Origin of the sequence: Pleomorphomonas carboxyditropha (genome assembly GCF_002770725.1) — a bacterium.
Classification (GTDB): domain Bacteria; phylum Pseudomonadota; class Alphaproteobacteria; order Rhizobiales; family Pleomorphomonadaceae; genus Pleomorphomonas; species Pleomorphomonas carboxyditropha.
Map to the genome: position 1 here is coordinate 49,822 of NZ_NQVN01000013.1, position 23,635 is coordinate 73,456.

Sequence of the window (23,635 nt, forward strand, 5' to 3'; positions counted from 1 at the left end):
CTCCGGCTCATTCGGCGGCTTCTAGGGCGAAGGGATCGGTCTCCTCCAGCCACTCCCGCCGGTAGGGGAAGGCGGAATGGGCCTCGACGTCCTCGTAGAAGCGGCGGCGCGGCAGCACGCGCAGGATGGCGCGGCCGATGGTCAGGAGGCCGTCGTAGCCGATGCCGTCGTTGGAATAGAAGATCGGCAGCACCGGGATGCCCATGCGGGCGGCGAGGACGGCCATGGTGCCGGAATGGCGGCAGATGACGAAGTCGGGCCTTGCCCGCTTCAGCGCCGCGTGCGCCTGGAAATGCTGGTCGGGGCTGACGGTGAAGTTGCGCACGTCGCCGGTGGTCTGCACCAGGTGGCCGAGCGAATCCTGCTCCGGATCGCCGCTGTCGGTGGAAGGATCGTGGTGGAAGGAATAGGCGTCGTCGACGGTGACGCCGAGCTCGCGCAGGTCGGCGATCAGGCCGTGGGCGAAGGCGGCGCCGGCGGCGACGAAGCCCTTCTTGCCCTTGAGGAGCCGTCTGAGGCGGTCGAGCTCCGGCGCGATGCGGGCGCGCTCGGAGGCGATCACCGCCTCGACGAGATGCGTCCGGCCGGTGACGCGGGCGATGTCGCGCAGCCAGTTGTCGCTGGCGTCGAGGCCGTAGGGCAAGGGCGCGCGGATCTCCGGCACGCCGTATTCCTGCTCGAGGCCGGTGGCGAGGTAGCTGAGCACGAAGCACATGGTCACCGTCGCCGCCGCCGTCGACAGCGCCGCCAGCCGTTCGAGCGGGTTGCCGCCCATGACGAGGTTGACCTCGAGGCCGAGCGGGTTGAGCAGCGGCGAGAACACGTCGGGGCCGCCGAGGTGGATGACGTTGATCAGGTCGGGATTCTTGTCGTCCGGCCGGTGCGGCACCAGGCGGCGCAGGATGCCGTGCTCGATGACGTCCCAGCCCGACGACCAGTGGCGCGACTTGAAGCCCTCGCAGTGGAGCGGCACCACGGGAATGCCGATCTCCTCCTCCAACTGGCGGGCGGTGCCGTCGACGTCGTCGCCGATGATGCCGGTGGCGCAGGAGGTGGCGACGAAGATGACGCGCGGATGGTGGCGCTCGTAGGCGTCGCGGATGGTATCGGCGAGGCGCTCGACGCCGCCGAACACCATGTCCTGCTCGCCGAGATTGGTACAGATGGAGCGCGGGTCCTCCGGCTTCCAGCCGCGCCGGGCGGCGAGATCGCGCGAATAGCGCGAGGTGAACGACTGGCTGGAGGCGCAGCCGATCGGCGCATGCTGGATCACCACCGTGTCGCGGATGATGGTGGCGTTGGTGACCGCGATCTGCTCGGCGCACATCGACGCCTGCGAATAGGGGCTCGACAGCTCGCAGAGCCGCCGGCCGCCGGGACCGCAGTCGCGGCCGCAGCCGAAGGTGAAGGCGCTGTCCCTGGCGAGCTGCGCGGCGCTGCCGTCCCATTGGGTGATGGTGCCGAGGCGCTGCTCGCGCGTCTCGGCCTGCGGGGTGCGAAGATTGATCGGCATATGGTGGTATCCCTGTCGGCTGGCCGCTCGAACGGACCGGTCGCCGAAGGATGAATGCGACCATCCCGGCGACCCCTGGCTTTCAGGAGATCACGGGTGAACATTAGACGATAGATTTAGTATTTTAAAAGAGCTCGGGCGTGAGCAGTTTTTGCCCGCAAACGGCGAAGCGCCGGGAACTCGTTTTCAAGGAGGCCGCTTAGTACATCATACTTACGATGTTTTACTTAAGAACGACTTTGCCGAGATTGCTCATGCCTATGATTTGCAGTCCTTATTTCCATGTGGCTCGCCCGAGGCCTGCGAAACGTCGATCCCGCGTCGCCGACGCCGGCCCTCAAGCCACGCTGGACCGCAGTGGCTCGGCGGCGGCCGCCGCCGCCGCGCGAATGTCGGCCGCCAGCTCGTCGACACGCGCCGGATCGGCGTCCCAGGCGAACATGAAGCGGGCGCCGCCGCCGATGAAGGTGTAGAAGCGCCAGCCGCGACGGCGCAACTCGTCCAGCACGCCGTCCGGGGCGCTCAGGAACACCGAGTTCGCCTCCACGGGAAAAAGGAACGCGATGCCGGGCGCGCCGGCAATCGCCGCCGCCAGCCGCGCCGCGCAGGCATTGCCGTGGCGGGCATTGCGCAGCCAGGCGCCGCTTTCCAGCATGCCGATCCACGGCGCCGACAGGAAGCGCATCTTCGAGGCGAGCTGGCCGGCCTGCTTGCAGCGATAGTCGAAATCCTCGGCGAGGGCCCTGTCGAAGAAGATGACGGCCTCGCCGGCCGCCATGCCGTTCTTGGTGCCGCCGAAACAGAGCACGTCGACGCCGGCCTGCCAGGACAGTTCGGCGGGCGAGCAGCCGAGCGCCGCGCAGGCGTGGGCGAAGCGGGCGCCGTCCATGTGCAGCTTGAGCCCCAGCTCGCGGCAGACCGCCGCGATGGCCCGCACCTCGTCGAGGCTGTAGACGAGGCCGGTTTCGGTCGGCTGGGTGATGGTCACCACCCTCGGCTTGGGAAAGTGGATGTCGGACCGGCTGCCGGCCAGCGTCCTGATGATCGCCGGCGTCAGCTTGGGCGACGCCGAGGGCGCGACCAGCAGCTTCGAGCCGTTGGAAAAGAACTCGGGCGCGCCGCATTCGTCGGTTTCCACGTGCGCCGACGACGCGCAGATGACGCTGTGGAACGACTGGCAGAGGGCGGCGAGCGCCAGCGAATTGGCGGCCGTGCCGTTGAACACGAAAAACACCTCGCAGTCCTTTTCGAACAGCCGCCGGAAGGCATCGGCGGCGCGCTCGGTCCAGGCGTCGTCGCCATAGGCAACGGCCGAGCCGCCGTTGGCCCGCTCCATCTCGGCCCAGGCCTCGGGGCAGATGCCGGCGTAGTTGTCGCTTGCGAATTGCTGGGCGGGATGGGTCACGTCAGCGTCCTCTCTTCCTTGAAAGGCGGAGCGACGCGCGTGGCTTCAATCCCGTTGTTTGCCGGTCGGCCACATCCCCTTCTTGCGAAGGGCACCACCTTGCCCGGGAGCAGGTTGGTGTCGGGCGTCTCCCCGACTCTTGATGCATGCATGGCAATTACCACCGCGGCCCGGCGGCGGCAACCGCTTGTCGCATCGCCGCGCCCCGCACCGGCCGGGCCCATACGGAACACAGCGTAGGCCGTTGCGCCAGCGGTGGTTCCATCCTATTCCAGTTCGGTGCCGTGGCGGCCGGTTTTCGCGTTTCCGTGCTCGCCGGTGGCCGGCCACCGGTCACCGCACGGATCGAACAATCGGCTGCGCGCCCGCGAAAGCGGATGGGCGGGCGCCAAAAATCAACGAGGGGATATCGAATATGGCGCGGCTGGGTTTGGAGCGTAACGTCGTCGATCAGGAGGTTCTCGACCGGACCATCGCGCGTCTCGCGCAAGAGGGCGTGCTGCTGCCCACGCTGGGGCAGCTCGCCGATCCGACGCGGATTCCCGACGGCGTGCGCAAGCGGCTCGCCGGTGTCGACCCTGATGTCGCCGATCCCCTCAACCTGTTCCGCGTCCACTGGTTCAACGACGCGGCCCGCAGCGGGCTGACCGACGTGCCGGTCCACGTCGAGCTGCCGAGCGAGCTCACCGGCGTCAAGGCGCGCATCGTGCTGGCGCTCGGCAACCGCTTCCCGATGATCCAGGCCCACAAGGTGCTCGCCGCCTACGGCTGCCTGGTGCCGCGGCTGGTCACCGGGCAGTTCGACCCCGGCCATCACAAGGCGGTCTGGCCGTCCACCGGCAACTACTGCCGCGGCGGCGTCGCCATCTCGCGCATCCTCGGCTGCCACGGCGTGGCCGTGCTGCCGGAGAACATGAGCCGCGAGCGCTTCGACTGGCTGGACAAGTGGGTGGTCGACGGCGCCGACGTCATCAAGACGCCGGGCTCGGAAAGCAACGTCAAGGAAATCTACGACGAATGCGCCCGGCTCGACAGCGACGCCGACAACATCATCTTCAACCAGTTCTGCGAGTTCGGAAACTATCTCGTCCACCGCACCTGCACCGGCGCGGCGCTGGAGACGCTGTTCGAGGCGATCACCAGGGATCGTCCCGGCTCCAAGCTCGCCGCCTTCGTGTCGGCATCGGGGTCGAGCGGCACGCTGGCGGCCGGCGACCACCTCAAGGAGCGGCACGGCGCCAAGATCGTCGTGGTCGAGGCGACCGAGTGCCCGACATTGCTGGAGAACGGCTTCGGCGAGCACAACATCCAGGGCATCGGCGACAAGCACGTGCCCTACATCCACAACGTCATGAACACCGACCTGGTGGCCGGCGTCAGCGACAGCGACACCGACCGGCTGATCGTGCTGTTCAACACCGAGGTCGGCCGCAACTATCTTGTCGAGCGGCGCGGCGTCGATCCCAAGCTGGTCGCCGATTTGTCCAACCTCGGGCTGTCGTCGCTCTGCAACATGCTGGCGGCGATCAAGACCGCCAAGTATTACGACCTCGGTCCCGACGACGTCATCGTCACGCTGGCGACCGACGGCGCCGCCATGTACGGCAGCGAGATCGACAAGGTGGTCAAGCGCGACTTCGGCAACCGCTTCGACGCGGTGGCGGCCGGCGAGACCTGGGGCCGCTCGCTGGCGGCGGCGTCGACCAGCGACCTCCTGGAAATGACCCATGTCGACCGCAAGCGGGTGTTCAACCTCGGCTACTTCACCTGGGTGGAGCAGCAGGGCGTCGAGCTCGAGGACTTCAAGGCGCGCGCCAAGCAGTCGTACTGGGACGGCCTGCTCGATCTGGTGCCCGCCTGGGACGAGATGATCGCCGACGTCAACGCCAGAAGCGGCGCCGCCAAGAAGCTGGGCCTCTAGGCCATGGTGAGGTTTCGCTGCCACGGCTGCGGCGCCGAAGTCGATGCCGGCGTCCGGCTGGCGTTCCGCTGCCCGAACGCCGGGGCCGGCGATGACGTCGATCACGTGCTCACGGTCGCGACCGAGGCGGTGGCGCCGCCGATCGGCAGCGAAACCGATCCGTTCCTGCGCTACCGCGCCTGGCTTTCGCCCTACCGCCTGGCGCGGTCGTCGGGGCTGCCGGACGCGGCCTGGGGCGATCTCGTCGGCAGCCTCGACCAGGCCCTGATCGCCATCGACGGAAGCGGATTCCGCGTCACGCCGATGGCCGACCGGCGCCCGCTCGCCGAGGCGCTCGGCCTTTCCGGCGCGCTCCTTGTCAAGGACGAGACCCATAACGTGTCGGGCTCCCACAAGGCGCGCCACCTGATGGGGGTGATGCTCTACCTGCGCGTCCTGGAGGCGGCCGGATTGCCGGCCGGCGACAACCTCCGGAGCCGGCGGCTGGCGATCGCCTCCTGCGGCAACGCGGCGCTCGCCGCCGCCGTGGTGGCGCGGGCGGCCGACTGGCCGCTCGACGTGTTCATTCCGCCCGACGCCGATGCGTCGGTGAAGGCGCGGCTCAGCGAGCTCGGCGCCGAGATCGCCATCTGCGACCGGCGCCCGGGCGAGGCCGGCGATCCCTGCTACCTGCGCTTCCGCGAGGCCGTCGCCGCCGGCGCCATTCCGTTCGGCGTGCAGGGCACCGACAACGGGCTGGCGATCGAGGGCGGCCGCACCCTCGCCTTCGAGATGGCGGAAGACTTCCGCCGGATCGGCGCGGCGCCGGATGCGCTGTTCGTGCAGGTCGGCGGCGGCGCGCTGGCCAGCGCGCTGGCGCAGGGACTGGCGATCGCCCGCGCCAACGGGCTGCTGCCCGCGCTGCCCCGGTTGATCGCCGTCCAGACGGCCGGCTGCGCGCCGCTGGCGCGCGCCTGGCAGCGCCTCGACGGGCTGGATCTCGAAACGGCGGCCAGGACGCGATCCGCGTTCATGTGGCCGTGGGAAACGACGCCGGCGAGCCTTGCCCACGGCATTCTCGACGACGAGACCTATGACTGGTGGGCGATCGCCGAGGGCCTGCGCGCCAGCGGCGGCGGAATGGTGGTGGTCGACGAGGCCCAGGTCGCGGCGGCTCATCGGGCCGGCCGTGCGCATACCGATATCCCGGCATCGGCAACCGGCACCGCCGGGCTTGCCGGCGTGATCGCCAGGCCCGACGCCGGCAAGGAGATCGCCGTGATCTTTTCCGGCGTGGAGAGATAGGTCCGCTCTCGATCAGAGGGTCAACCCGCCAACCTTCCGAACGCCGCCGGCCCGGACGCGACGCAGCGGGGCGGCGTTCGCCTCGGGGCGGTCGACCATCCGGTCACTGGGCTGGACGCCATGTCCCGGCGCGCTTTCGGCTTGACGCGCGAGATCACAGCATAACATCCAAATCAACCGATCCGTGTTTGTTTGATAAGTTATGTTGATATTTTTGTGACTTTGCGCTAGGAACTGTCTCAAACAGGAGAGCTATAATGTCATCCTTAGCCCAGCGGATCAGGGAACAGGTCACCAGTGCCCCGATGGCCGTTGGCTGCAGGAAGCTTTCCGATTGTGCGGATGGCGCTTCCGGCTTTCTGAGCGACACCACGACGGAACCGTCTGCCTAAATCTCCAGCGACGGGTCCATACCGTGCAGCAAAACGATGACTTCCAGCAGGTGAAAGCGTCGGCCGGGCCGACCGGACGACGCAAGGCCCTTCTCGACTACCTGCTGCCGGCCGGCTCGGCGCAGGTCGAGGAGCTGGCCGACCATTTCGGCGTCAGCCGGATGACCGTGCATCGCGACCTCAGGCTGCTGGAAGAACAGGGCATCGTCCGCCGCGTCCATGGCGGCGTGACGGTCCGCTCGTCGAGCCTCGCCGACAGCACCATCCTCTACCGCGCCCGCCTCGCCGACGCCGAGAAGGACGCCCTCGCCCGCGCCGCCGCCGAGCTGGTCGAGCCGGGTCAGGCGGTGATCCTGGACGACTCGACGACCGTCGGCCATCTCGCCGCCCACCTCGTCGACTGCAAGCCGCTGACGGTGATCACCAGCAGCCTGACCATCATCGACACGCTCAAGGACGCGCCGGGCATCGAGACCATCTGCCTCGGCGGCCACTACAACGCGCGCTTCAACGCCTTCTTCGGCTATCTGTGCGAACAGGCGGTCGGCTCCCTGCGCGCCAACACGCTGTTCATGTCGACATCGACCATCCTCGGGCTCATCGCCTTTCACCAGCAGGAAGAAGTGGTGAAGACCAAGCGGGCGCTGATGGAAGCCGCCGACCGCAAGATCCTGCTGATCGACAGCTCCAAGTTCGGCAAGACGTCGCTGATCAAGCTCGCCATGCTCACCGAATTCGATCTGGTGATCACCGACAGCGGCCTTGCCCGGGCCGACGCCGACACCCTGCTGAAGGACGGCGTCAAGCTCAGCATCGTCGACGCCTGACGGCGACGGCGGCAAGGCGGCGGCCGAACACGGCGATCATCAATGCGGGAGGTTACGGGCGAGCGTGAAGCCCACCTACCCGGCGGTTATTGCTTCGGTTGGGACCGGCCTCAGCCGTTTGCGCGCCGCCATGGCCCGCGAGACCAGCGAGACAAGTCCCTCCGCCGACCAGGCGGCACGGCCGACGAACAGGCCGTCGATGGCCGGCTCGGCGGCAAGCGCCGCGGCGTTTTCGAGATTGACGCTGCCGCCGTAAAGCACCGGCACCGACGGAGCCCCAAGCTCCTTCAGGGCGTCGTGCAGGGCGACATGGACGGCGCCCGCCTCGTCGGGCGTCGCCGGCATGCCGCTCTCGCCGATCGCCCAGACCGGTTCATAGGCAACCAGAGAGCGGCCGATCTCGGCCCTGGTCAATCCGGCGAAAGCCAGCCTTACCTGGCGCACCACGGCCGCGGCCGACGCGCCGGCCGCCCGCTCCTCGGCGCTGTCGCCGACGCAGACCAGCGGCCTCAGGCCATGCCGCAGGGCGGCCTTCACCTTCAGATTGATCGTCGCGTCGGTCTCGCCGAAATATTCCCGGCGCTCGGAATGGCCGAGCTCGACCAGATCGATGCGGAACTCCTCCAGCATCGAGGCGGAGATTTCGCCGGTATAGGCGCCGGCCTCGGCCCAGTGCATGTTTTGCGCCCCGAGCAGCACCGGCGCCGCGCCGATCGCTTCGCGCGCCGCGGCGAGCGCCGTGAAGGGCGGAATGATGAACAGCGCGCAATCGGCGCCGGCCTCGTCCGGCAACCGCGCCTTCAGGTCGGCGATATAGCGCCGGGTTTCGGCAACCGTCTTGTTCATCTTCCAGCCGGTGCCGATCCAGAATGTGCTCACCTCTGCCTCCGCCTGACGGACGCGAAGGCTCTCCGGCCCTCGCCCGTCCCTGCCATTATCGCCGTCGAGCGTCAGGCGGCAATATAGTCGCGCATCGCCTCGAGGATCAGCGACATCGAGACGGCGCCCGGGTCCGGATGGCCGAGCGACCGCTCGCCCAGCGTCCGTGCCTTGCCGGTGGTGGCGATCATGCCCTTGGTCGCCTCGACCCCGCCCTTGGCGGCGTCGGTGGCCTGCCGCACCGCCTCGGCGAGACCGCCGGCGATGGCCGCCTCGGCGGCGGCGGCGGCCGGCGCCAAGGCATCGATCATCGTCTTCTGGCCGGGCTGGGCGCCGCCGCGCTTTTCCACGCCTTCGAGGCCTTGGCGGAGAAAGGCGGCGAAGCCCGCGGCATCCAGCACCGGACGCTCCTCGAAGGCGGCGCTGCCGGCCCGGAACAGCGTGCCGAAAACGGCGCCGGCGGCACCGCCGGTCTTGGCCATGATCGCCGTGCCGGCGGCCTTGAACACCTTGGCCACCGACTCGGGATCGATGGCGGCCATGGTTTCCTCGACGGCGGAGAAGCCGCGCCGCATGCCGATGCCGTGATCGCCGTCGCCGATCGCCTGGTCGACCTCGGTGAGCATGTCGACGCTGGCGACGAGATGCCGGGCGACGGCCGTCAGCATGTCGCGCGCCTGGGACGGAGTGAGCGTGTCGTACATCGGTCAGGCCCTCGAATAGGCAAAGGAACGGGCGGGCATGTCGAGATAGCGCTTGAGCTCGCCGTCGAGCTTCATCAGCGTGATCGACAGGCCGGCCATCTCCTGGCAGGTCAGGAAGGAGCCGACGTCGGTGCGGTGGACGGCAATCCCCCGCGCCTTCAGGACGTGATGCACCTTGCGAGCGACGATCAGCATTTCCATGCAGGTCGTCGCGCCGAGGTTATTGACCAGGAGCGCGACCTCGTCGCCGGCCGAAAACGGCAGGTCGGCGAGGATGCGGTCGGTCATCTCCTCGGCGATGGCGTCGGCATCGGTGATCTTGCGGCGGGCGATGCCGGGTTCGCCATGGGCGCCCATGCCGATCTCGATCTCGTCCTCCGGCAGCTCGAAGGTGCGCTCGCCGGTCTCGGGAATCGAGCCGGCGGCCAGCGCGACGCCCATCGAGCGGGTGTTGTCGCGCGCCTTGACGGCGACGCGATACACCTCGTCGAGATCGGACAGCTCGGCGGCGGCCCCGCCGGCCACCTTGATGACGAAGAAATCGCCGGCGATGCCGCGCCGGTCCGTGATGCGGTCAAGCGGCGCGGCGGCGACGTCGTCCCACACCCGCACGGTGCGGGTGACGATGCCCACCTCCTCGGCCAGCTCGGCGGCGATGTCGAAGTTCATGTTGTCGCCGGCATAATTGCCGTAGACCATCAACACGCCCCGGCCGCGATCGACCGCCGACAACGTGTCGAGAATGAGATCGGGCGTCGGCGCGGCGAACACCTCGCCGCAGGGCGCGCCGTCGGCGAGATTGGGGCCGACGAAGCCCGGGAACATCGGCTCGTGGCCGCTGCCGCCGCCGATCAGCAAGGCCACCTTGCCGTCGGCGATCTCCGTCCGCACCACGGCATTGCGACCGTCGAGACGGCGAAGATCACCGCCGCAGGCGGCGGTCAAACCGTCGATCAGCTCGGTGACGACATCGACCGGATTGTTGAGCAGTTTCTTCGGCTTGCCCATGCCGAACCTCCCATTTTCGTTTATGCGGCCGGGATTGCGCGCGGGCATCCCGTCCAGTTGGGGCAATAGGGCCATCCGAATGAGCACATGTCAATGACAATTTCAGAATTTTGTTATTTTAGTATCCTAAAACTGTTGTTTTTTAGGCCACATGCCACGATTGACGTTGCATACGAACTCCGGATCGGCACCGGCAAGGCAGCCAAGAACGCTGGCGATATCGCCTCATATAATTGTTTTTGATGTATTTTTTGATTTCTGACCGATATTTTCATTCAGGATCAAGCGAAACATCCCAGGAAGCAACGTCTCAGCGATCGGCTTGCCCCTGGCGCACATCAATGTTATCAAATGATCATAGATCGTGACGCCATGGGGCGAGCCGGTTCCGCCAACGGGACGACGGCCGCCGGGCGGACACAGATCGAGCCGCACGGCGCCTGGCGCCGCGCAGGAAGAAGGCGGAGGAAAAAGACATGAAGGCGCTTGTTCTCGAAGAGATCGGCAAGATCCGTCTGCGGGACATCGATCTACCGACCGTGCCCGGACCGGACGACGTCAAGATCGCCATGAAGAACGTCGGCATCTGCGGCAGCGACGTCCACTTCTACGAATACGGCAACATCGGCCCGTTCGTCGTCAGGGAGCCGATGGTGCTCGGCCACGAGGGCTCGGGCGTCGTGGTGGCGGTCGGCGCCAACGTCACGTCGCTGAAGGTCGGCGACAAGGTCTGCATGGAGCCCGGCATTCCCGACTGGACGTCGCGGGCCGCGCGCATGGGCCTTTACAATCTCGACCCGGCCGTCCGCTTCTGGGCGACGCCGCCGGTGCACGGCTGCCTGGCGCCGGAGGTGGTGCATCCGGCCAACCTGACCTTCAAGCTGCCGGACAACGTCAGCCTCGCCGAGGGCGCGATGGTCGAGCCGCTGGCCGTCGGCATGCAGGCCGCCACCAAGGCCCGCGTCCAGCCCGGCGCCACGGCCGCGGTCATCGGCTCGGGGACGATCGGCATCATGACCGCCCTGTCGGCGGTGGCCGCCGGCTGCTCGGACGTGTTCGTCATCGACCTGCAGCAGGAAAAGCTCGATGTCGCCGCCCAGTATCCGGCGCTGACGCCGGTCAACCTCGCCAAGGAGGACGCCGTCGCCCGGGTGCGGGCCGCTACCGGCGGCTGGGGCGTCGACGCCGTCTTCGAGGCGAGCGGCAGCATGAAGGCCTACGACACGCTGTTCGACTACGCCTGCCCCGGCGGCTGCGCGGTGCTGGTCGGCATGCCGGCCAAGCCGGTGGCCTACGACGTGGTGGCCGGACAGGCCAAGGAATTGCGCGTCGAGCACGTCTTCCGCTACGCCAACATCTACGACCGGGCCATCAACCTGTTGGCCTCCGGCAAGATCGACGTCAAGCCGCTGATCTCGAAGTATTATTCGTTCGAGCAGGCGGTCGAGGCCTTCGAGTTCGCGGCCAAGGCGCCGGCCAACGTCATCAAGACGCAGATCGTCTTCGCCTGATACCGACGCCGCCGGGCCTAGAGCATCGGACCGAAAAGTGGGAACCGGTTTTCGGTCCGATGCGATAACAAAAAACTGGATCGTCATGCGTCTGTCAGGACGCATGACGATCTAACGGATTCGGCGGCATCATTCTTTTCGCTACTGGCCGGTCGCCAGCCGCTGCGCCCGTTGCCGCCGCTTGCTGGTGGCGTCGTCGAGGGCGAGGACCGTGTGGGCGTTGGCCGCGCTGGTGGCCAGCGTGTTGACCACGCCGGTCCTGAGCGCGCCCAGGATGCCGGCCGCCTTGGTGTTCTCGCTGGCGATGGCGATGACGTTGGGGATCCGCTCGAGCTCGCCGATGGTCAGCCCGATGATGCGCCCCTGCATCGGCGTCCGCGACTGATGGCCCTCGATGTCGATGAAATCGTAGCCCATCAGATCGCCGATGGTTCCCGACAGGCGCGCCTCGACGATCTCCTGCGGCGAGAACCAGCCCATGCGGACCATGTTGCTGTCCTCGCTGAGATCGCCGACGCCGATCAGCGCCAGGTCGGCGCGGCGCGCCCGGTCGAGCGTCTGCTTGATGGTGTCGTTCTTCAGAAGGGCGGCGCGGATGTCCGGATTGGCGACCAAGGCCGGCGCGTAGAGCGTCTCGCTCTCGCCGCCGAAGCGGGAGGCGAGGCGGCGGCAGATGTGGTCCGGGTTCATGAACTCGCCGGCCCGGAGCGAGCCGCCGATCGCCGACACGAAGGTGACCGCCTTCTGGGTGGGCGCGAAGATGTTGTCGGCCACGGCACCGACGTTGCGCCCCATGCCGACGGCGACGATCATGCCGTCGAGCAGCGTCTTGTCGAGATAGTTGGCCACGAGGTTGGCGAGCGCCGACCGCTGGGCGTCGGGATCGCGATTGTCGGCGGCGATCAACACCCGGTCGACCCCGAAGCGCTTCACGAACTCCTGCTCCAGCCTGAGGCTCAGCGTCGGATGGGTCCGGACGGCGATCTCGACGATGCCCTCCTCGCGCGCCTGGCGGAGCAGCCGGCCGATCTTGGCGCGCGACATGTGATATTTGCGGGAGAGCGCCTCCTGCGTCTCCTGCTCGAGATAGTAGGCCGCGGCAATCTCGGTGAGGATGGTCAGCTCTGGATCGTTCATGGTCTCTGGCATCCCATCCCGCCGCGCCGACGGCTCGCCCGAACGGTGATTTAACACGGGAGGCGGGGCATGATCAGCCCCGCCGACCGGCGTAGGATGAGATCAGGCCGCCCGGATCTCCTCGACGAAGGCGCACACTTCCTCGCCGAGCTGGGCCGACTGCCGCTTCAGCTCCTCGGAGACGGTGAGCACGTGCCGCGCCGTCGTGTCGGTCAGTTGCGAGGAGGCGCCGACCTTTTCCATGATCGCCGTCACCTCCGAGGCCGCCTCGGCGGCGCGCTGGGTGTTGCGGGCGATCTCGGAGGTCGCCGAGCCCTGCTCCTCGACGGCCGAGGCGATCGACTGCGAGGACAGCTCGATGCTGGAAAGCGTTTCGACGATGCCGTCCATCGCCCGCTCCGCCGCGTCGGTCGCCGCCTTGATCTCGCCGATCTTGCCGCCGATCTTCTCGGTCGCCCCGGTGGTCTGGTTGGCCAGTTCCTTGACCTCGGCGGCGACGATGGCAAAGCCCCGGCCGGCCTCGCCGGCCCTCGCCGCCTCGATGGCGGCGTTGAGCGCCAGGAGGTTGGTCTGGGAGGCGATGTCGCTGATCATGCTGACCACCTCGCCGATCTCGTGCACCGCCGTCGACAGCACCCTTACGCTGGAAACGCTGTCGCGGGCTTCCTCGGCCGCCTGGCTGGCGGTCAGCGACGAGCGTTCGACCAGCGAGGCGATTTCCTGGATGGAGGCGGCGAGCTCCTCGGCGCTGGCGGCGACGGCATGCACGTTCTGCGAGGCGTGATCGGCGGACGACGAGCCCTCCTGCCCCTGCCGCGCCGTGTCGCTGGCCGTCTCGGTCAGATTGTTGGCCGAATCGGCGAGCGCCATCGACGACGCTCCGAAGCCGGACACCATCTCCTGCGTCCGCTCGACGAAGCGCTCGGCCAGCCTGGCGCGCTCGGCGATCACCGCCTGCTGACGGGCATCGATCTCCTTCTGGGCGGCGCGCTCGGCAACGCCGGCCGCCAGGGCGCGGCGCAGGGCCTCGAGGCTCTCGGCCAGCGCGCCGACCTCGTCCTTGCGGCGGTCGTGGGGAATGGCAAGATCGTAGTTGCCGCCCTCGATCTCGGCCATCAGGCCGAGCAGCCGGCGCAGCGGCCGCGAAACCGTCCGGCTCATGAAGCCGATGCCGACGGCCATCACGACGATGACGGCGAGCAGCGTTCCGCCGGCGGCGAATCCGATCGACAGCCAGGAATAGGCGTTGTTGGCCTGCGACTCCGTCCGCACATCCTTCAGCAGCAGATCGTTGAAGCGGACGGCGGTGGCCTGGGTCTTTTCGATGACCGGCGTGCAGGACTTCTGCATGTCGTCGACGGCGGCGGCGATCTGTCCGCGATCGGAGGAGGCCAGCCGCTCCATGACGCTGCCGCAGGTCTCCAGGAAGACCTTGTCAATGCTGGCGCGGATCGCCTTCAGCTCCGCGTCCTTGGCCGGCAGCGCCTTGGCGGCGGCGTCGATGTATTTGTTGAAATTGGAGCGGCTGGTGGTGCGCAGCATCGCCGCTTCCTGGATCTGCTCCGGGCTGGACGCCGCCGCGTTCTGATACATCGATGTTACGATGTCGGAGATCGCGCGATTGGCTCGGCCGACGTAATCGGCCGCCGCCACCGAACCGTTGAGCAGATCCGAATAGCGCTGGTCGACCATCAGCATGTTGACCGACGAGTAGCCGCTGCCGAGCAGCGCCATCACGCCCAGCATGCCGACCAGCAAATTGGTCTTGACCATCAGTGAAGCATTGACGATTCGCATGACCTCTCCCTTCCAGAACCAGACTTGTGCTCCCTGAGGACCTGCCTCGCCGCCGGTTCACAGCAAGCCGTCATTCGGCGGCCACTCCTCCTCCTGTGATCCACAACCGTTGTTCGGCTCTCTTCCGTGACGGATCACAAGAAGCGACACGACAAAGTGCCGGGATTTCCCCGCCCTCCTGGAGGCGGCGGCCGGCGATTGTCACTTCATCGCCGATAATATCATCATGATTGTTGATATTATTCTAACGCGAGAGCGTCATATGCAATCATCGGATCCGAGACGGCCGGCATGGCCGCCGATAGGCCGATGCAAGCGGTCCGGACGACAAAAGGCCCGCATCGCGTTGGCGATGCGGGCAAAAGCCCTGCTTCCGGGCCGGAGCGGCGGACGCCCGGATATATCGGGCCGCCGCTCCGGTCTTTTGTTGGCGCATCGGACCGAAAAGCGGAGCCACTTTTCGGTCCGGATGCTCCGGCGGTGCGCACCGCACACCTCGGCAGTGCGACCGGCGTCGATTCGACCGTCTCCGGCTCCGTTCGTTCCTTTCGGGGGACCAAAGGCCGACGGAGCCGGACGGCCCGGCAAGCACGGCTTCGTCCGGAGGGTCGCTACCCTGTCGTTACTCGGCCAGCACGAAGGGCGAGGTCATCTTGTCGACGTTGTCCTTGGTGATCAGGATGCAGTCGTAGAGCTGCTTCTCGGTGTCGACGCCGGTCTTGCCGGTCTTGATGAAGCTGTCCGCCTGCTCGACGGCCTTCTGCGAGAAGATCGCCACCGGTTGGAGGACGGTGTACTGCAGTTCGCCGGCCTTGATGGCGGCGACCGCGTCGGGCGAACCGTCGAAGCCGCCCACCTTCACCTGATCGAGCTTGCCGGCTTCCTTGAGAGCGGCGATCGCGCCGAGCGCCATCTCGTCGTTGCCGGAGATCACGCCGATGATGTCGGGATGAGCCTGCAGCAGCGACTGCATCTTCTGGTGGCCCTGGGCGCGGTCCCAGTTGGCGACTTCGCGGCCGACCTTGACCAGATCGGGATACTGGGTCAGCACGGTCTCGAAGCCGTTGGAACGGGTGGCGGCGTTGTTGTCGGCCGGGTTGCCGAACAGCTCGACGTAGTTACCCGTCTCGCCGACCATCTGCACCCACTGCTGGGCGCCGGCCGCCGCTCCCTGGGCGTTGTTGGAAACCAGCTGCGCCTTGGCGAGGCCTTCCTGGTTGATCTCGGCGTTGACCAGGAACACCGGGATATTGGCGGCGATCGCCTTCTTGACGGCGCCCACCGAACCATCGGCATTGGCCGGATCGAGGATGATCGCCACCGACTTGTTGGTGATCGCCGTGTCGATCAGCGTGCTTTCGGTGTTGGTGTCGCCCTTGTGGGCGGCGACGTTGGCCGTATAGCCGAGCTTCTCGGCGGTCGCCTTGGCCACTTCACCTTCGGTGAACCAGTAGGGGTTGGCCGGATCGGTGACGATGATGGAGATGAGGCCGTCGGCATAGGCGTAGCCGCTCATCATAGGAGCCACGGCGGCGGCGGCCAGAAGCACGCGGCGGAAGGCGTTAGGCATATTTCTCTCTCCCTAGGTTGTTTTCGCGCCGAACAGGCAGCGAAGCTTTCCGCCCAGGCATTTTCCTCCGGCCTGGAGCAGAGAAGAGCGGAAGGACGGCGGCTCAGAAGCGCTTGCCACCGTACTGAAGGCTGTTGAGCAACACGGCGAGAACGATGACCGCGCCGGTGAATACGGTCTGCCAGTAGGCGGAGACGCCGATGATCACCAGGCCGTCCGACAGGAAGCCGATGACGAAGGCGCCCAGCATGGTGCCGCGCACCGTGCCGCGACCGCCGCTGAGCGACGCGCCACCGATCACCACGGCGGCGATGGCGATCATCTCGTAGGTGAAGCCGGCGGTCGGACCGGCCGAGGTGAGCTGCGAGGACAGCACCAGACCGGCGACCGACGCCAGCATGCCGGACAGCGCGTAGACGCAGATGTGAACGAAGGGCACCGGCACGCCCGACAGCTCGGCGGCGCGCTGATTGCCGCCGGTGGCGTAGATCCAGCGGCCGAAGGCGCTGCGGGCCAGCACGATGCCGAAGATGGCGGCCAGCAAGGCAAGGATGATGACGCTGACCGGGATGCCGAACAGACGGTTGAAGCCCAGCCAGTCGAAACCGGTGTTGCCATAGGCCTCGTTGCCGCCGAGGTTGTTGTAGGTGAGGCCGTTGGTGATGAGCAGAGCGATGCCGCGCGCGACGTACATGATGCCCAGCGTCGCCACGAAGGACGGGACGCGCAGATAGGCGACGAGAACGCCGGTGATCGAGCCGAGAAAGGCGCCGAAGGCCAGCGTCATCACCGTCACCGCCCACACCGGCGGATAGACGATGACGCCAAGCGAGTTGAAGCTGACGCCCTGCATCAGGAAGCCGGCGATGATGCCGGCAAGCCCGAGCAACGAGCCGACCGACAGATCGATGCCGCCGGTCAGGATCACCAGGAGCATGCCGATCGCCAGGATGCCGTAGATCGCCACATGCGACGACATGATGAGAAGATTGCTGACCGTCAGGTAGTTCGGCGACATCAGCGAAAAGAAGACGATGATGACCAGAAGCGCCCCGAAAGCGCGGCCTTCGATGAGAAGGTCGGCAAGGTTGATCTTCTGCTTTGCAGCGGTCGGGTTCATTTTTGAAACATCTGTGCTAGACATCGACGTTGTCCTGCTCATTCGACTTTAGTGGACAACGGCTTCACCCGAAGCCGCCATAATTCGTGCCTTGGTCACGTCCGAGCCGAACTCGGCAGAGATCTTGCCCTTGTGCATGACGATGATGCGGTGAGCGACGCTCAGGCATTCGCCGACTTCCGAAGTGGTGTAGAGAACGGCCAGCCCCTCGCGGGCGCCCTCGGCGAGCAGGCGGAAGACCTCCGCCTTGGCGCCGATGTCGATGCCGCGGCTCGGCTCGTCGAGCAGGATCGCCTTGGGGTTGGTCGACCACATCTTGCCGATCACCACCTTCTGCTGGTTGCCGCCGGACAGCGAGCCGATCAGGTGATCGGGCGAGCCGGCCTTGACGGTGGTGCGGCGGATGGCGTTGTCGATATGCTCGCGTTCGAGCCGCCTGGAGGTGAACAGGCCGCGCACCAGACGGCGCAGATTGGCAAGCGACAGGTTCTGGCCGATGGTCATGGTCTGCACCAGGCCGTCGCGCTGGCGGTCCTCGGGGACCAGCACCAGGCCCTCGGCGATCCGCTCGGCGATGCTGGCACGGGTGATGTCGCGGTCGTTGAGCGCGACCTTGCCGTGCCGGGCGGCGAGCCGTCCGGCCAGGCATTCGAGCAGTTCGGTGCGTCCGGCGCCCATCAGCCCGTAGATGCAGACGATTTCTCCGGCGCGCACGTCGAGCGACAGCTCGTCGACCAGCTTCTGGTTGCCGGTGGCATCGACCACCGTGACTTCCTCGACCTGCAGCACGACGTTGCCGAACGGATAGCCGGTGGGCGGAGAGCCGAGGTTGAAGTGCTCGCCGACCATGTGGCGGACGATCCATTCGAGGTCGATGTCGCCGCGCGGCGCGTAGGCCGTCATGTTGCCGTCGCGCAGGACGACGGCGTGATCGGTGATCTGCAGCGCTTCCTCGAGGTGATGGGAAATATAGACGATCGACACGCCCCGGCTCTTCAGGTCGCGGATCACCTTGAACAGCACCTCGACCTCGGAGGCGGACAGCGCGGACGTCGGCTCGTCCATGATCAGGATGCGGCTGTTGACCGACAGGGCGCGGGCGATCTCGACGATCTGCTGCTGGCCGAGGCGCAGATCCTCGACCTTGGTGCGCGGATCGATGTTCTCCTCGAGCTCGGCGAGCAGCAGGCGGCACTGCCGCTCCTCCTCGGCGAAGTCCACCCCCTTCATGGTGCGGATCTCGCGGCCCATGAAGATGTTGTCGCGCACCGTCATGTTCGGCGCGAGGCTGAGCTCCTGATGGATGATGGAAATGCCGTGGTTGCGCGCGTCGGTCGACGAGTCGAACTCGATCGGCTCGCCGTCGAGGATGATGGTGCCGGAGGTCGGCTTGTAGACGCCCGACAGGATCTTCATCAGGGTCGACTTGCCGGCGCCGTTCTCGCCGAACAGCGCGGTCACCTGGCCGCGCCGGACGTCGAAGTTCACGCCCTTGAGCGCCTGGATGCTGCCGAACACCTTGGCGACGTTGCGCGCGCTCAGCACGATCTCGGAGGTTTCGGGCGCGGCGACGGGGATGACGGACGTGTCCACTTTATTGGACCTCCAGGCGCACCGGCGTCACCAGCCAGCTCTTGGGATTGATCAGCCGGAAGGCGCCGACGATGCTGACCGTCTTGCCGGCCAGCGCGGAGGTGTCGACCTCGGCGAGAACGGTCTTCTTCATCTCGTTGTTCAGCGCCGAGCCGGCGTTCTGATATTCGATCTGGTTGGTGAACTGGCCGAAGGAGACGGTGCCGGTGGCATCCCGCAGCTCGGTGCCGTTGATGGCCGGCCCGGTCTGGACGCGGATCTTGACGTCCGGCACGTCGGCGACCGTGATCTCGCACAGCCCGGAGGCCAGCCGCTCGCCGGCGACGCCGGTGAATTTCACCGAGAAGACCGGCCCCGAGCCACCGGCGATGCCGTATTTGGCGACGGCCTCGTCCTTGTTGGCGGCGATCGCCTGCTGCAGGGTCGCCGCCTCGACGGCGCGCGCCTCGATCGCCGCCTTGATGTCGGGAAAGGCCTTGGCGCCGTAGACGGCGGCCGAGAAGCCGGCCTGCCGGAGGTCCTCGGACGAGCCGATCCGCACCACCTTGGTGTCCAGCGCGATGGCGAGGACAACGACGATCACGCCGCCAAGCAACGCGAAGCGGCGCCACTTCGGCCGTCCGGACGACAGCCCGCCCGCCTTCATTTCCACAGTTGACGCCTTTGCCTTGTTGATCATCGCCCAGGAACCTCGACCATTGATACCCATTCGCGAGGATGCCGACGCATCCGCTCATTGAGCGCCATTGCCGGTTTCTCATCTGCATCAAGGGCATGAGAAATCGGCAAGCGGACTGCCAAGAGGCATTTTCGATGCCCCCTGGCACGACGATCACAGCGAGGCCGGTTGGAAGCGGCGCACTTTGCCGGCACCCTGCCGGCAGCCGAGGCATACTCCCCCGACAACGATGCCAACGCCGGCATCGCCAGTGAAAATGTCCGGATTTCCTCCCAGTCGACGCGCCTCGGACTCTCCTCGCCACCGAGCGTGTGATCTGTTGTTATTTTGATCAAACCATACGGCAACCGTAACACGGATGTCAATGACTTATGTTTTCTTTATACCACAAATATGTTCTTTTTCGGCGAACCCGCGCGGGAAAATCGCAAGCCGCTCGCGTACCGGGAGAGTTGGCCCGGTTTGGAGACGAGATGATTTATATAATCTAAACAATTATTTGAAGGGACATGGCTCCTGCGGTGGCGCGAGGCCGGCCGGCCTCCGCCTCCGTCCGCAACCATGCATCATGGAACGTAACAACATTCCCTCACCCACCCCGCCCGAGCGAGGCACCCAGATCCGGTGCGGGGCCACGGCGCTAGGGCTGCGCGATATGATCCGCGCGACAATGGCGGGATAGCCTTGGCGGACCAATTCCATACTGTCTTGATCATATACATTCATGCATGTATGTAAACGTCCGCAAAGGATGTGCATCGACATGCCGCGCAGAACCAAGCCCGAAGCCGAGCATACGCGAGAAACGGTGCTGGACGCCGCCATCCAGGTGTTTCTGGACCAAGGCGTTGCAAGGGCTACCTTGGAAGATATCGGCCGGGTAGCGGGGACGACGCGAGGCGCCGTCTATTGGCATTTCCACAGCAAGATCAATCTACTGATCGCGATCGACGAACGAGTCCGCCTGTTCGGCGAGGAGGTGCTGGCCAAGGTCGGCTCCTATAGCGGGCCGGATCCGCTGGGGGAGTTGGGCCGGGCGCTGATCGCCGCCTTCGAAATCATCGAATCCGACCCGCATCTTCGGCCCATGCTGACGGTGCTGCTGCTGCGGTGCGAATATACCAGCGAGATGGCGCCGATGAGGGAGCGGCAACAGCGTTCCAACGAGGCGCTGCGGGCCGAGCTCGGCAGGATTTCCCGACTTGCGGCCACGGCGGGCCTGCTTGCTCCGCCGTGGCGACCGGAGACGGCGGTAACAGCGCTGCGTGCCCTGCTGGCCGGTTTGATTCACAACTGGCTTCAGGACGCGGAATTTCGTCTCGCCGTCGACGGAGGGGACGCGGTGCGATCCCTCATGATGTCGATGGGCGTTTCTTCCCCTTCGGCAGCCGCCCGGTCGACCTCGGAGGCTTGATTGAAGCTCTGTTCCAGCCTTGTGCTTTTCGCCCTCCTGACCCTGCTCGCCGCCTGTGCCGACCGCCCCGGTCCCGATGCTCTGCGCGCCACGGCCGTTTCGGCGCCGGGCGCCAGGACGGTGACGGTCTACGTCGCGACGACCAGACAGCGCGCCGAGGGCCAGGACGACCTGTTCACCGCCAGCCGCGCCGATCAGGTGAGCTATGCCAGGTTCACCATATCGGTCCCGCCCGGGCACAAGGCCGGCGAGATCGAATGGCCGGGGCGGACACCCGATCCGGGCAAGGACTTCGTCACCGTCGAGCGACGGCTTCTCGACCGGGCCGCATTCGAACAGGAGGTGTCGCGCCGGCGGGGCGGACGGCCGCCGTCCGTCGGCGTCTTTGTGCACGGCTACAACACCAACTTCACCGAAGCCGTGTTCCGGATGGCGCAAATGTCCGCCGATGCCGGAGTGGATGGCGTCCCGATCCTTTTTGCCTGGCCGTCCGAAGGCAGCGTCACCGGCTACGTGGCCGACAAGGATGCCGTCACCTATTCCCGTGACCAGCTCACGGAGCTGCTGACCATGCTGGCCCGCAGGCGGACGACCGGCCCGATCACGCTCGTCGGCCACAGCATGGGCGGGTGGCTGACGGCCGAGACGGTGCGCCAGCTTCGCCTGACGGGACAGGATGCCGTCGTCCGTCGCCTGCACGTCATTCTCGCGGCTCCGGACATCGATGTGGATGTCTTCCGCTCCCAACTGGCGGTGATCGGCCCGCTTGACCCGCCGATGGTCATCCTGGTCTCGCCGGACGATTCGGCCCTCGGCCTGTCGGAGTTTCTTTCGGCCGACCGGCGGCGGACGGGCAGGCTCGACGTCAACGATCCGGCAATCCAGGAGGCGACCCGTGCCGCCGGGATTCAGGTCGTCGACATCTCGGGACTGGAGACGTCGGACAGCTTCAGGCACAACAGGTTTGTCGCGCTGGCCGCCCGATACCCCCAGTTCGCGACGATGGAGCAGAGCGGGGCCGGCGCCAGCTTGCGGCAGACCGGCGCCTTCGTCCTCAACACGGTCGGAACGGCCGTGTCGAGCCCGTTCGTGCTGGCCGGAAAGGTGATCGGCAGTGAATGAGGCCGCGACAGACAGGACGCCTGGACCCGAGACGGAGACGGGGCAGCGGCTCCGCTCCCGGCGTCGCGTCCTGGCGAAGGGGGCGCTCGCCCTTCTCATTGTCCCAGGGGCGGCATGGACGGCAGCAGCCGTATGGTTCCAGACGGAGCCGCCGCTCGGATGGCTCTGGCTCGCGGTGGTGGCCATGGTCGCCGGCGGCATTCTCCTTGCCGCGCGGCGCCGGCCGGGGCGGGCCTGGTTGGCCCTTGGCCTGGCGGCTGTTCTGACCGGTCTGTGGTGGACCTCGATCCGCCCGTCGAACGATCGCGACTGGGCCGAGGATGTCGCACGCGGGGTGACCGCCGAGATCGGCGGGTCCGAGGTCGTGGTCCACAATGTTCGTGCCTTCGACTGGCGAAGCGAGGAAGATTTTGTTCCGCGCTGGGAAAGCCGGCGCTATCGGCTCGACGACATCGCCTCCGTCGATCTCGTCAGTTCGGTGTGGGGCCACCCGGCGATCGCGCACACCCTGGTCAGCTTCGGCTTTGCGACCGGCGAGCACCTCGTCTTTTCGGCCGAGATCCGGAAAGAGCGGCATGAAGTCTTTTCCGAGCTCGGCGGCTTCTTCAAGGAATTCGAGCTGGTGATGATCGCCGCGGATGAAAGCGACATCCTCCGGCTGCGCACCAATATCCGGCGGGAGGAGGTTTCGCTGTTTCCCCTGCGCCTGAGGCCGGCGGAGGCGCGGGCGCTGTTCCTGTCCTATCTCGCCAAAGGCAATGCTCTGGCGGACACCCCTCAATTCTATCATACGGTTACCGCCAACTGCACGACGGTGATCTTTCAGCTCGCACGTCTGATCGAGCCCGGCATCCCCACCGACTGGCGCATCCTGCTCTCGGGCTACCTGCCGGACTATGTTCATGAACATGGCGGGATGCTTGCGACGCTTCCGCTGTCGGAGATCAAGCGGCGGGCGGCCATCAGCCGGCGCGCGCAACAAGCCGATCCATCGCTTCCTTATTCCCGCGTCATTCGGACAGGGCTGCCCGAGGCCCTCGTGGATGGACCGTGACGGGCTCCGCCTGGGGCAGACGCGATCTCCGGCGGCGCTCGAAATTGCGCCCAATCAAAGAGATAGAGCATTTCCGGTGAACCTGTCTTCGCCGGAAATGCTCTAGTTCGTCGTGTGTACCTAGGGCAAGTTCCCGGGCACGCGAACGTTCCTGTCACGCCGTCATCGCCGAGCGCATCGCCTCCATAGATCGTCATCCTCGCGAAGGCGAGGACCTCGGGACGAGAAGATGACGAGGGATGTATCAGGCGCCCCAGCGTTGCTGGAGCGCTATATCGGTGTCGAGCTTTGTTCTGCCTGAGGTCCTCGCCTGCGCGAGGATGACAGAATTATATATAGGGAACAAATGGATAGGCCGGCACACTGGTACCCGAGGCAAATTCCCCGGATACGCTATCTCTCAAGCTTGCCCGGGAATTTGCCCGGGTCCGTGAACGTCCCTGTCACGCCGTCGCCGCCGAGCACATCGATCCCATAAATTGTCATCCTCGCGCAGGCGAGGACCTCGGGACGAGAAGGTGACGAGGGATGTATCAGGCGCCTCAGCGTTGCTGGAGCGCCATATCGGCGTCGAGCTTTGTCCTGCCTGAGGTCCTCGCCTGCGCGAGGATGACAGCTTTATATGAGGATGATAGCTTTATACATGGGGAACAAAGGGATAGGCCGGCACACTGGTACCCAGGCAAATTCCCGAGTGCGCGAACG

At 66.4% G+C, this 23,635-nt stretch carries 18 protein-coding genes and 1 riboswitch; of the genes, 7 read left to right on the forward strand and 11 right to left on the reverse strand.

Annotated features, from left to right (window positions below; translation table 11 throughout):
• Positions 1-7: 7 nt before the first annotated feature.
• Entirely contained in the window at positions 8-1,513 is a 1,506-nt protein-coding gene (locus CJ014_RS17600; protein ID WP_100081803.1) for a nitrogenase component 1, read from the reverse strand.
• 337 nt (positions 1,514-1,850) lie between these two features.
• Positions 1,851-2,918 carry a threonine aldolase family protein gene (locus CJ014_RS17605; protein WP_100081804.1) on the reverse strand — a complete coding sequence of 356 codons (1,068 nt, stop codon included), beginning with the start codon at positions 2,916-2,918 and terminating at the stop codon, positions 1,851-1,853.
• A 44-nt stretch (positions 2,919-2,962) separates the two neighbouring features.
• Positions 2,963-3,069: riboswitch (SAM-I-IV-variant riboswitch) on the reverse strand.
• A gap of 264 nt (positions 3,070-3,333) precedes the next feature.
• On the opposite strand from CJ014_RS17605, the gene CJ014_RS17610 reads away from it, so the two are divergent.
• From CJ014_RS17610 to CJ014_RS17620, 3 genes are all read left to right on the forward strand, one after another.
• Positions 3,334-4,839, forward strand: coding sequence for a pyridoxal-phosphate dependent enzyme (locus tag CJ014_RS17610; RefSeq protein ID WP_100081805.1), 1,506 nt, complete (start codon positions 3,334-3,336; stop codon positions 4,837-4,839).
• A gap of 3 nt (positions 4,840-4,842) precedes the next feature.
• Positions 4,843-6,123, forward strand: a complete 1,281-nt coding sequence (locus CJ014_RS17615; RefSeq protein WP_100081806.1) for a PLP-dependent lyase/thiolase — start codon at positions 4,843-4,845, stop codon at positions 6,121-6,123.
• Positions 6,124-6,538: 415 nt separating this feature from the next.
• Positions 6,539-7,342, forward strand: coding sequence for a DeoR/GlpR family DNA-binding transcription regulator (locus CJ014_RS17620; RefSeq protein WP_245427425.1), 804 nt, complete (start codon positions 6,539-6,541; stop codon positions 7,340-7,342).
• Positions 7,343-7,417: 75 nt separating this feature from the next.
• Here CJ014_RS17620 and CJ014_RS17625 read toward each other — a convergent pair whose 3' ends face one another.
• The 3 genes from CJ014_RS17625 to CJ014_RS17635 all read right to left on the reverse strand — a co-directional run bounded on the left by CJ014_RS17625 (position 7,418) and on the right by CJ014_RS17635 (position 9,933).
• Positions 7,418-8,221 carry a triose-phosphate isomerase gene (locus CJ014_RS17625; RefSeq protein ID WP_100081807.1) on the reverse strand — a complete coding sequence of 268 codons (804 nt, stop codon included), beginning with the start codon at positions 8,219-8,221 and terminating at the stop codon, positions 7,418-7,420.
• A 71-nt stretch (positions 8,222-8,292) separates the two neighbouring features.
• A complete protein-coding gene (dhaL, locus tag CJ014_RS17630; RefSeq protein WP_100081808.1) occupies positions 8,293-8,925 on the reverse strand; it encodes a dihydroxyacetone kinase subunit DhaL in 633 nt (210 codons plus the stop codon).
• Between the two features lie 3 nt (positions 8,926-8,928).
• The gene (locus CJ014_RS17635; protein ID WP_100081809.1) at positions 8,929-9,933 is read right to left on the reverse strand and encodes a dihydroxyacetone kinase subunit DhaK; all 1,005 of its coding nucleotides are present in this window, start codon (positions 9,931-9,933) and stop codon (positions 8,929-8,931) included.
• A gap of 476 nt (positions 9,934-10,409) precedes the next feature.
• Here CJ014_RS17635 and CJ014_RS17640 point away from each other — a divergent pair, with 476 nt between their 5' ends.
• On the forward strand, positions 10,410-11,444 hold the full coding sequence (locus CJ014_RS17640) for an NAD(P)-dependent alcohol dehydrogenase (RefSeq protein ID WP_100081810.1): 1,035 nt from the start codon (positions 10,410-10,412) through the stop codon (positions 11,442-11,444).
• Positions 11,445-11,585: 141 nt separating this feature from the next.
• Here the strand turns inward: CJ014_RS17640 and CJ014_RS17645 are convergent, their stop codons facing one another.
• From CJ014_RS17645 to CJ014_RS17670, 6 genes are all read right to left on the reverse strand, one after another.
• Positions 11,586-12,581 (reverse strand): sugar-binding transcriptional regulator, encoded by a 996-nt coding sequence (locus CJ014_RS17645; RefSeq protein ID WP_207765786.1) that lies wholly within the window; start codon positions 12,579-12,581, stop codon positions 11,586-11,588.
• A gap of 102 nt (positions 12,582-12,683) precedes the next feature.
• Positions 12,684-14,378, reverse strand: coding sequence for a methyl-accepting chemotaxis protein (locus CJ014_RS17650; protein ID WP_100081812.1), 1,695 nt, complete (start codon positions 14,376-14,378; stop codon positions 12,684-12,686).
• A gap of 622 nt (positions 14,379-15,000) precedes the next feature.
• On the reverse strand, positions 15,001-15,948 hold the full coding sequence (locus CJ014_RS17655) for a D-ribose ABC transporter substrate-binding protein (RefSeq protein WP_100081813.1): 948 nt from the start codon (positions 15,946-15,948) through the stop codon (positions 15,001-15,003).
• A 103-nt stretch (positions 15,949-16,051) separates the two neighbouring features.
• Positions 16,052-17,068, reverse strand: coding sequence for an ABC transporter permease (locus CJ014_RS17660; RefSeq protein WP_425351927.1), 1,017 nt, complete (start codon positions 17,066-17,068; stop codon positions 16,052-16,054).
• Positions 17,069-17,116: 48 nt separating this feature from the next.
• Complete coding sequence (locus tag CJ014_RS17665) at positions 17,117-18,646, reverse strand: sugar ABC transporter ATP-binding protein (protein ID WP_100081870.1); 1,530 nt, start codon at positions 18,644-18,646, stop codon at positions 17,117-17,119.
• A gap of 16 nt (positions 18,647-18,662) precedes the next feature.
• Positions 18,663-19,340 carry a DUF2291 family protein gene (locus CJ014_RS17670; RefSeq protein ID WP_245427426.1) on the reverse strand — a complete coding sequence of 226 codons (678 nt, stop codon included), beginning with the start codon at positions 19,338-19,340 and terminating at the stop codon, positions 18,663-18,665.
• 763 nt (positions 19,341-20,103) lie between these two features.
• Between CJ014_RS17670 and CJ014_RS17675 the strand changes: the two genes are divergently transcribed.
• From CJ014_RS17675 to CJ014_RS17685, 3 genes are all read left to right on the forward strand, one after another.
• Positions 20,104-20,754 (forward strand): TetR family transcriptional regulator, encoded by a 651-nt coding sequence (locus tag CJ014_RS17675; RefSeq protein WP_165790884.1) that lies wholly within the window; start codon positions 20,104-20,106, stop codon positions 20,752-20,754.
• A complete protein-coding gene (locus CJ014_RS17680) occupies positions 20,755-21,876 on the forward strand; it encodes an alpha/beta hydrolase (protein WP_100081817.1) in 1,122 nt (373 codons plus the stop codon).
• Between the two features lie 184 nt (positions 21,877-22,060).
• Positions 22,061-22,930, forward strand: coding sequence for an Lnb N-terminal periplasmic domain-containing protein (locus CJ014_RS17685; RefSeq protein WP_100081818.1), 870 nt, complete (start codon positions 22,061-22,063; stop codon positions 22,928-22,930).
• Positions 22,931-23,635 lie beyond the last annotated feature (705 nt).

What these genes read in the sequence shown, in the direction of transcription:
- CJ014_RS17600 (WP_100081803.1), bottom strand. Translation starts at nt 1,513, where the DNA reads ATGCCGATCAATCTTCGCACCCCGCAGGCCGAGACGCGCGAGCAGCGC.
- CJ014_RS17610 (WP_100081805.1), top strand. Translation starts at nt 3,334, where the DNA reads ATGGCGCGGCTGGGTTTGGAGCGTAACGTCGTCGATCAGGAGGTTCTC.
- CJ014_RS17615 (WP_100081806.1), top strand. Translation starts at nt 4,843, where the DNA reads ATGGTGAGGTTTCGCTGCCACGGCTGCGGCGCCGAAGTCGATGCCGGC.
- dhaL (WP_100081808.1), bottom strand. Translation starts at nt 8,925, where the DNA reads ATGTACGACACGCTCACTCCGTCCCAGGCGCGCGACATGCTGACGGCC.
- CJ014_RS17635 (WP_100081809.1), bottom strand. Translation starts at nt 9,933, where the DNA reads ATGGGCAAGCCGAAGAAACTGCTCAACAATCCGGTCGATGTCGTCACC.
- CJ014_RS17640 (WP_100081810.1), top strand. Translation starts at nt 10,410, where the DNA reads ATGAAGGCGCTTGTTCTCGAAGAGATCGGCAAGATCCGTCTGCGGGAC.
- CJ014_RS17645 (WP_207765786.1), bottom strand. Translation starts at nt 12,581, where the DNA reads ATGAACGATCCAGAGCTGACCATCCTCACCGAGATTGCCGCGGCCTAC.
- CJ014_RS17650 (WP_100081812.1), bottom strand. Translation starts at nt 14,378, where the DNA reads ATGCGAATCGTCAATGCTTCACTGATGGTCAAGACCAATTTGCTGGTC.
- CJ014_RS17655 (WP_100081813.1), bottom strand. Translation starts at nt 15,948, where the DNA reads ATGCCTAACGCCTTCCGCCGCGTGCTTCTGGCCGCCGCCGCCGTGGCT.
- CJ014_RS17660 (WP_425351927.1), bottom strand. Translation starts at nt 17,068, where the DNA reads ATGAACCCGACCGCTGCAAAGCAGAAGATCAACCTTGCCGACCTTCTC.
- CJ014_RS17670 (WP_245427426.1), bottom strand. Translation starts at nt 19,340, where the DNA reads ATGATCAACAAGGCAAAGGCGTCAACTGTGGAAATGAAGGCGGGCGGG.
- CJ014_RS17675 (WP_165790884.1), top strand. Translation starts at nt 20,104, where the DNA reads ATGCCGCGCAGAACCAAGCCCGAAGCCGAGCATACGCGAGAAACGGTG.
- CJ014_RS17685 (WP_100081818.1), top strand. Translation starts at nt 22,061, where the DNA reads ATGGTCGCCGGCGGCATTCTCCTTGCCGCGCGGCGCCGGCCGGGGCGG.